Below are 7,357 nucleotides of genomic sequence, written 5' to 3'. Positions count from 1 at the left end.
GTGGGCACTGTTGCGCGACAACCGGCCGTTCACAACGACAAGTTCCGCCACACCAGCGCCCACAGCCACTTGACACGGGTCATTAAGACTCGCCGAGCACCGGCGGGGCGGACTTCTTGGGCTTGCCGAAGACCTGCTCGGTCGAGCCGGCCAGCTGGACCTTCGACTTGTGCTCCTTGTCGCCGCCCTGCTGCCCGCCGGCGCCCATGCCGCCCATCATCCCGCCGCCCATCATCCCCGCGCCGCCCGTCGCCGGACCGGACGGACCACCCGCCGCCGCGGCGGCCGCCGGACGCGGGCCGGCCTCCGTGGGGCGCGGCTCGGACACACCCGTCGACCCACCCGGCTGCATCCGCTCCGGCGACTCACCGCCGGGGATCGCACCACCACCGGGCACACCGCCGCCGCCACCGGGCACGCCACCACCGCCGCCACCCGGCACGCCGCCACCGGACCCACCGCCGGACGCGGCCGGCTTCGTCTCGGCGGGCGGTGCGGCCGGCGGCTCCGGCGCCACCGGCTTCGCGGGCGCGGTGAACGACCAGTTCTGCTCCGGGTACTTGTGCTCCATCTTCACGTCGGCGAAATCGTCCGAACCGGACACGCCGTCGCACAGCCGCAGGAACGCCTCCAGCACGTCCCGCACCGACTCGTGCAGCTCCTTCGCCGGGTCGTGCAGCTCGTCCAGCGCCTCCACCACGCGGCGGTCGCCGTCCACCGGCAACGCCGCCGCGCCGGACACCGCGTCGGCCGCCTCGGCGAACACCCGGGACATGTCCTCCACGATCCCGCGGATGCCCTCGGCGGTCTGGTCCAGCGCCTCGCCCATCGCGTGCATCGCGTCGGACATGTCGTGCCCGGCCAGGCCGACCTTCTGCATGTGGTCCACGAACGCGTCCGCGTCCTTGCCCTGCCACGCCGAGTCCAGCTTGCCCAGCGGCTTGGTCAGGTCGCGCGTCACGTGCTCGGCGACGAGCCCGGCCTTGCGCCAGCGCTCGGCCTCCTCGTTCAGGTCGTTCCAGTCGCCCAGCACGGGCGCGAAGTAGTCCGCCACGAGGTCGCGCACGCCGAGCCGCCTGCTGATCCCCGACAGGTAGTCCAGCTCCGGCCCGACCTCGGCGGCGATCTGCTTGCCGTCCTTGCCCCGCATCAGCCCAACCCCGCCCGCCGGTCGACCGCCTTGATCAACGCCACCGCGTCGTCGTCCTGGGCGCCGTAGTGCTCGGCCACGTCGTGCAGGCCCTTCGCCGCCGACGTCAGCACCTCGCACGCCCGGTCGAGCTGCTGGTTGAGCAGCCCGGCGGCCCGGCCGTACGCCTCCGCGCTGCGCAGCGTCCGCCCCAGCTCGCCGAAGCTCTGGGGGCGCATCGGCGCCTCCCGCAGCTCGGACCGCGCGCGGGTCAGCTCCTCGGCCGCCTCTTCGACGCGCTTCGCGTACAGCTCCAGCCAGCGCGGGTCGACCGAAACCTGCCGCCCGCCCGCCGGCCCGCGTGTGACCTCGTTCACCCGGACACCTCCTGCACCCTCTGACGGGAACCGGCCCACGCCGGTTCCCCCAAAGGGCTCAGCATTACGGGCTCAGCCGCCCTGCTTCTTGGCCTTCTCCTCGGGCAGCAGGCCGTTGTCCTTCGGCACCTGGATCGCGTCCCAGCTGCGCGAGGCGTCGTTGCGGTTGAGCTGCGGCCCGTTGGGCAGCAGCCGCAGGATCGACTCCGGACCGGGCGCGAACCCGTCCACGCCCAGGCCGAGCGCGCCGCTGGTGGTGACGTCCGGGATGCCGTACTTCACACCGCGGCCGGTGACCAGGTGGATCGGGCCGCTGTCGAAGTCCTGGGTGGACGTCGCGCTGCGCACCACGGCCGACTTGCCCGGCGCCATCACGAACTGGCTCACGACCTCGCGGGTCGCGCCGACCTGGTTGATCTCCACCGGCACCACGTTCGACGGGATCGGCAGCGACGGCGCGAAGGTCACCTTGGTGTGCTGGGACTTGTTGTCCGAGGTCACGTTCTGCGCCTGCCAGCCGAGGCAGATCACCCGGTTGTTCTGGTTCGGGTCCAGGACCTCGGGCACGTCCGGCGGGTAGTCGGCGAAGTCGAGCTGCTCGACGGTCGGCGCGCTGTTGGTCCGCGCGATGTCCACCAGCTTCGGCTCGGCGCCCTGCGCGTAGGCCGCGCGCAGCAGGTCGGCCGCGGCCCGGCTGATCTTCTGCAGGCCGTCCTTGAGCGCCACGTGGAACTCGGAGTCCGCGCCGGAGCGGCGGACCTCGATCACGGCGCCGATCTTCAGGTTCTCGCCCTGGACGTAGGTCACGTTCTGGCCGCGGCCCGGGATGTCGGGCGCCACCAGCGGCTTCGCCTCGGGGATCGCGTTGAGCAGGCCGGTGCTGATCGCGCGCGGCTTCTTCTGGCTCAGGTTCAGCGCGGTGCGGACCTCGGCGTTGGTGAGGTCGACCTTGGCGCGCACGGTGGACGTCGAGGTGATCTTGGAGTTCACCGGCGCCTTGTAGATCAGGTACGCCTGCTTGTCGTCGGTGCCCGCGCGCACCAGCAGGGCGCGGTTGTCGTCGAGCAGCTCGCCGCCGCCGCTGTACCCCGCGAGGACGGTGGTGGTGAACTTGCCCGGCGCCGACGGGTCGTTCAGCGACTCGTCCAACGTCAACGTGTCGCAGACCGACCAGTCCGACCCGATCCGGTCGGCGGGCTTGGGCAGCACGTCCGGCCCGTCGGGGATGCCGGTCAACCGGCCCTTGGGCAGCTTCGCCAGGGCCTTCTCGCTGACCAGCTTCGGTTCGCCGCCCGCGACCTGCGGCCCGGCGTTCACCTGACCCGCCGCCGCGTCACCGCCCGCGACCGCCGCCTGGCCCGTGTCCGGGTTGGATCGCTGCAGCAGCAACAGCCGCGCGGACGCGAGGTTCGTCATCGGGATCAGCGTCTTGTTCACGCCGACCGTGTGCACGACGTAGACCTGGCCCGTCTCCTTGGAGATGGCGATCTGCGTCTGGTCGTCGACCTGCGGGTCCGGCGAGAAGAAGCCGAAGATGAGGAAGCCGAGCAGTCCGATGACGCCGAGCAGGACGCCCACCGCGGTGGCACGCGAGTGCGTGCGCATCGGGTCGTGCAGCATCACCGCGTCCCTGCGCACTAGGGCGGACTGCATCCTGCGCAGCACGAAGCGGTAGGCCTGGACCTGTGACTTGGTGGTGGGTGTTGATGCCATTCTCGGCTCGCTGCTCTCCCAGTCGCGGTACGGTCTGCACGATAGCCGGACGGCGGGTGGTCCGTGTGCGGGTTGGTCAGACCCGGTCGGTCCCACCCGGCGCACGCCGACGGAAAGAGAACCAGAGCGGATGTCCGTGACCACCCCACATCCGGGCCAGCCCAACCCCGCCATGGCGCGCGCGCAGGCAGCGGGCGGCGCCGTGCGCGCCGCACTGCTCCGGGCGCGCCGCCGCACGGCGGGCGCGAGCCTGGGCTCCCTGCCGGTCGCCAACCTGGTTGTGCTCGAGGTCGGCGTCGCCGTCGGCCTGATCCTGCTGGCCGTCGGCGCCACCGGCGACGAGGTCGCGCCCGTGCCGATGTACGTCGCGGGCGGCATCGTGCTGATCGCGTTGATCATCGCGTTCACCAGGTCGCGGGGTCGCTGGCTGACCCAGTGGATCGGCCTGGTCGTGCGCTACAGCTTCCGCTCGCACGGCCGCACGGCCAAGCGCACCGGCCCGGTGGAGATGAAGCCGCCGTCGGAGGAGGAGTCCTCGGTCATCGGCCCGGACGACCCGCGGGTGGCGTTGCTGCGCCTCGCGGTGCCGGACCTGGTGGTGGCCCGGGGTGTCGACCACGAGCGCCGTCCGCTCGGCATGGCCTGGCACCAGGGCGCGTGGACCGCCGTGCTGCTGGTCGACCCGGCGCCGGGGCTGATCACCGCGGTGGGCAGCGCGCCGTCGTTGCCGCTGGGCGCGCTCGCGCCGACGTTGGAGGACCGCGGTGTGGTGCTCGACGCGATCTCGGTGATCTGGCACTGCTACCCGGGCAGCGCGGCGCTGCCGACGAACTCGCCCGCGCTCAACTCGTACATGGAGGTGCTCGGCCCGCTGCCCGCGGCGGCCCGGCGGACCACGTGGATCGCGGTGCGGCTCGACCCGCGGCGGTGCGCGGCGGCGATCCGGGAACGCGGCGGCGGCGTCGTCGGCGCGCACCGGGCGTTGATCGGCGCGCTGTCCCGCGTGCGCAACGCGTTGGAGTCGACGGGTGTGTCGATCCGGCCACTGGACCCCGACGAGCTGATCCGGGCGGGCATCTCGGCGGCCGAGCTGACCTCGGTGGCCGGGTCGAACAACTCGGTGTCGTTGCGGGAGAAGTGGTCCGGTGTGACGGCGGGTGGCGTCGGCCACGCCAGCTACGCGATCACCGGCTGGCCGTCCAAGGGCATGCGCAACAACCTGAACGCGCTGACCGGCGTGCGGGCCCTGTCCTCGACGCTGTCCATGACGATCTCGCCGAGCAGCGAGCAGGGCCAGGTCGGCCTGCGCGGCATGGTGCGGGTGAGCGCGCGGACGCCGACCGAGCTGAACCGCGCCGACGACCGGCTCAAGGCGCTGGCCGACAAGCTCGACATCACGCTGACCCCGTTGAACGGCCTGCAGGTCGCCGGGCTGGCCGCGACGCTGCCGCTCGGAGGTGTGGCGTGAGCAACTCCCGCTTGCTGGACTCGCAGAGCAAGGGCGTGGCGCCGGAGTTCCTGGTGTCGCCGCAGATGCTGGACGTGGTGAGCCCGTCGGGCGACCGCGGCGGCATGGTGCTCGGCTCCGGGTTGCAGGGCGAGCCGCTGACGATCTCGGTGCTGCGGTCCGCGCCGACGCGCATGGTCGTGGTCGGCGGGCTGTACCTGGCGCGGCAGATCGCGTTGCGGGCGATGGCGACCGGCGCGTGGATCACCATCGCGACGGGCCGCCCGGCGGCCTGGCAGCCGGTGGTGCGCGCGGCGGGCGCGGGCGCGGACGGCCGTCCCTCGCCGCTGGTGCAGCTGCGCAGGCTGAGCCCGGTGGAGCTGCCGCGCCCGTCGGAGGACAGCCCGCTGCTCGTCGTGCACGACGGCGGCCACGTGCCGCAGGAGTTGTTCCCGCCGCGCTCGCCGTGGCAGACCACGATGTACGTCCTGCCGTATTTGCACCCCCAGGCGGCGACCACCGCGAATTCCGCGGACCTCGTGCTGCTGCAACGGCTGCCGGTCGGGCAGGCCCAGTTGGCGTCCCAGATCTGGCGGCTGCCGCCGCAGATGGCGCACCAGCTCACCACGCTCAAGGACGACCAGGTGATCGCGCTCGGCACCAACCTCTGGCGGCCGTTGCGGCTGGTCACCACCCCCGGTGAGCAGCAGATCCTCGGTGCGGTCCGGCGCGGCGACTGACCCTCGCGCCACCTCGCGTGCCCCTGGGCGATTGCCCGGGGGCATGTTTTCTGTCCGGGGTCCAGTCACCCACCGCAACGATTCGTTCACAGCACGAATAAAACTGTGTACGAGCCGTTCGTCGGTTATTCCGGGCAAATTCTTGCGCCCCACCCGCAAGGCGAACTAGGAACGACTCACCGTGTCCGTTCGGTCTCGGGGGCGACGCCGACCGGACACCCACCCTGCGAAGAGGAGACCCCCTGCCATGGGAGACGTTCGCGCGTCCTGGACGAAACGGTTGGCCGGTGTCGGGCTGGCCACGGGCACGGCGTTCGCGGTCACGGCCGCACTGACCACCTTCACCTCCGCCGCCGCGGAGGGCGAGATCATCGGGCTCGCCGCGCCCAACGCGGTCAAGGACAGCTACATCGTCGTGCTGAAGGACGCGAGCACGAGCAGCGTCGCCACGTTGAGCGACAAGTACCGGGCGAACGTCAAGCACACGTACACGAACGCGCTGCGCGGCTTCTCGGCCACCATGACCGAGCTGCAGGCCCGCAGGCTGGCCGCCGACCCGTCGGTGTCCTACGTGCAGCAGGACGGCGAGGTGAAGATCTCCGCCACGCAGGCGCCGACCCCGTCGTGGGGCCTGGACCGGATCGACCAGGCCGCGCTGCCGCTGGACAACTCCTACACCTACCCGAACGAGGGTGAGGGCGTCACCGCCTACATCATCGACACGGGCATCCGGTTCTCGCACAGCGACTTCGGCGGCCGCGCCGTGTCCGGTCGCGACACCGTCGACAACGACGCCGACGCCACCGACTGCAACGGCCACGGCACGCACGTCGCGGGCACCGTCGGCGGCACGAAGTACGGCGTGGCGAAGAAGGCCAAGCTGGTCGGCGTCCGGGTGCTGAACTGCGCGGGCTCCGGCACGTACGCGGGCGTCATCGCGGGCATCGACTGGGTGACGGCGAACGCGGTCAAGCCGGCGGTCGCGAACATGTCGCTCGGCGGCGGCGCGGACGCCACGGTCGACCAGGCCGTGCGCAACTCCATCGCGTCGGGCGTGACCTACGGCCTCGCGGCGGGCAACGAGAACGGCGCGAACGCGTGCAACGTGACGCCGGCGCGCACCCTGGAGGGCATCACGGTCGGCTCCACGACCAACACCGACGCCCGGTCGTCGTTCTCCAACATCGGCACCTGCCTGGACATCTTCGCGCCGGGCTCGTCCATCACGTCGGCTTGGTACACCAACGACACCGCCACCAACACCATCAGCGGCACGTCCATGGCGACGCCGCACGTGGTCGGCGCGGCGGCCGTCTACCTGGCCGCGAACCCGACCGCCACGCCGGCGCAGGTGCGCGACGCCCTGGTCAACGGCGCGACGAACGGCGTGGTCGGCAACGCGGGCACCGGCTCGCCGAACAAGCTGCTGCGCCTGGTCGGCTCGACCACCCCGCCGCCCGGCGGCTGCGCGGCCAAGACCAACGCGACCGACGTGGCCGTGCCGGACCTGGGCACCGCGTCCAGCCCGATCTCGGTGACGGACTGCGCGGGCAAGGCCGGCACGTCGGCCACCGTCGAGGTGCACATCAAGCACACCTACCGGGGCGACGTCGTGGTCGACCTGATCACGCCGAGCGGCGCGGTCAAGCAGCTGAAGGTGCAGTCCGGTTCGGACAGCGCGGACAACGTCGACGCCACGTACACGGTGAACCTGTCGGCGGAGAACGCCAACGGCACCTGGCAGCTGCGCGTGCGTGACGCGTACAGCCAGGACACCGGCTACATCGACAGCTGGACCCTCGACCTGTAAGCGGTCACCCGGTCCAGTCGCACCACAGCGGCCCCTCACCACTTCCGGGCGGATTCCAGGGGTCGTCGCAACACAACTGATCAACTGGCTTAGGTCAGGAGCTTAGCCAAACGCTCGGCTGGGGTGTCCCAGCCGAGCGTT

Annotated in this window: 6 protein-coding genes; 3 read left to right on the top strand and 3 right to left on the bottom strand. The window is 71.7% G+C overall.

The window, feature by feature from the left end:
- Positions 1 to 82: 82 nt before the first annotated feature.
- From ACZ7GX_RS45480 to eccB, 3 genes are all read right to left on the bottom strand, one after another.
- Positions 83 to 1,150: a WXG100 family type VII secretion target gene (locus ACZ7GX_RS45480; RefSeq protein WP_498786891.1), complete on the bottom strand. Its 1,068-nt coding sequence runs from the start codon at positions 1,148 to 1,150 to the stop codon at positions 83 to 85.
- Positions 1,150 to 1,506 carry a hypothetical protein gene (locus ACZ7GX_RS45475; RefSeq protein ID WP_498786890.1) on the bottom strand — a complete coding sequence of 119 codons (357 nt, stop codon included), beginning with the start codon at positions 1,504 to 1,506 and terminating at the stop codon, positions 1,150 to 1,152. The genes ACZ7GX_RS45480 and ACZ7GX_RS45475 overlap by 1 nt, the downstream gene beginning before the upstream one ends.
- Before the next feature lie 72 nt (positions 1,507 to 1,578).
- Positions 1,579 to 3,219, bottom strand: a complete 1,641-nt coding sequence (gene eccB / locus ACZ7GX_RS45470) for a type VII secretion protein EccB (protein ID WP_498786889.1) — start codon at positions 3,217 to 3,219, stop codon at positions 1,579 to 1,581.
- A 130-nt stretch (positions 3,220 to 3,349) separates the two neighbouring features.
- Here eccB and eccE point away from each other — a divergent pair, with 130 nt between their 5' ends.
- The 3 genes from eccE to ACZ7GX_RS45455 all read left to right on the top strand — a co-directional run bounded on the left by eccE (position 3,350) and on the right by ACZ7GX_RS45455 (position 7,216).
- Positions 3,350 to 4,687 (top strand): type VII secretion protein EccE, encoded by a 1,338-nt coding sequence (eccE, locus tag ACZ7GX_RS45465; RefSeq protein WP_498786888.1) that lies wholly within the window; start codon positions 3,350 to 3,352, stop codon positions 4,685 to 4,687.
- A gap of 65 nt (positions 4,688 to 4,752) precedes the next feature.
- Positions 4,753 to 5,406 carry a hypothetical protein gene (locus tag ACZ7GX_RS45460; protein WP_238598838.1) on the top strand — a complete coding sequence of 218 codons (654 nt, stop codon included), beginning with the start codon at positions 4,753 to 4,755 and terminating at the stop codon, positions 5,404 to 5,406.
- Between the two features lie 247 nt (positions 5,407 to 5,653).
- Entirely contained in the window at positions 5,654 to 7,216 is a 1,563-nt protein-coding gene (locus ACZ7GX_RS45455) for a S8 family peptidase (protein WP_498786887.1), read from the top strand.
- Positions 7,217 to 7,357: the final 141 nt, after the last annotated feature.

Source organism: Actinosynnema sp. NPDC037264 (assembly GCF_055603705.1).
This window is presented reverse-complemented; position numbering and strand designations above follow the sequence as displayed.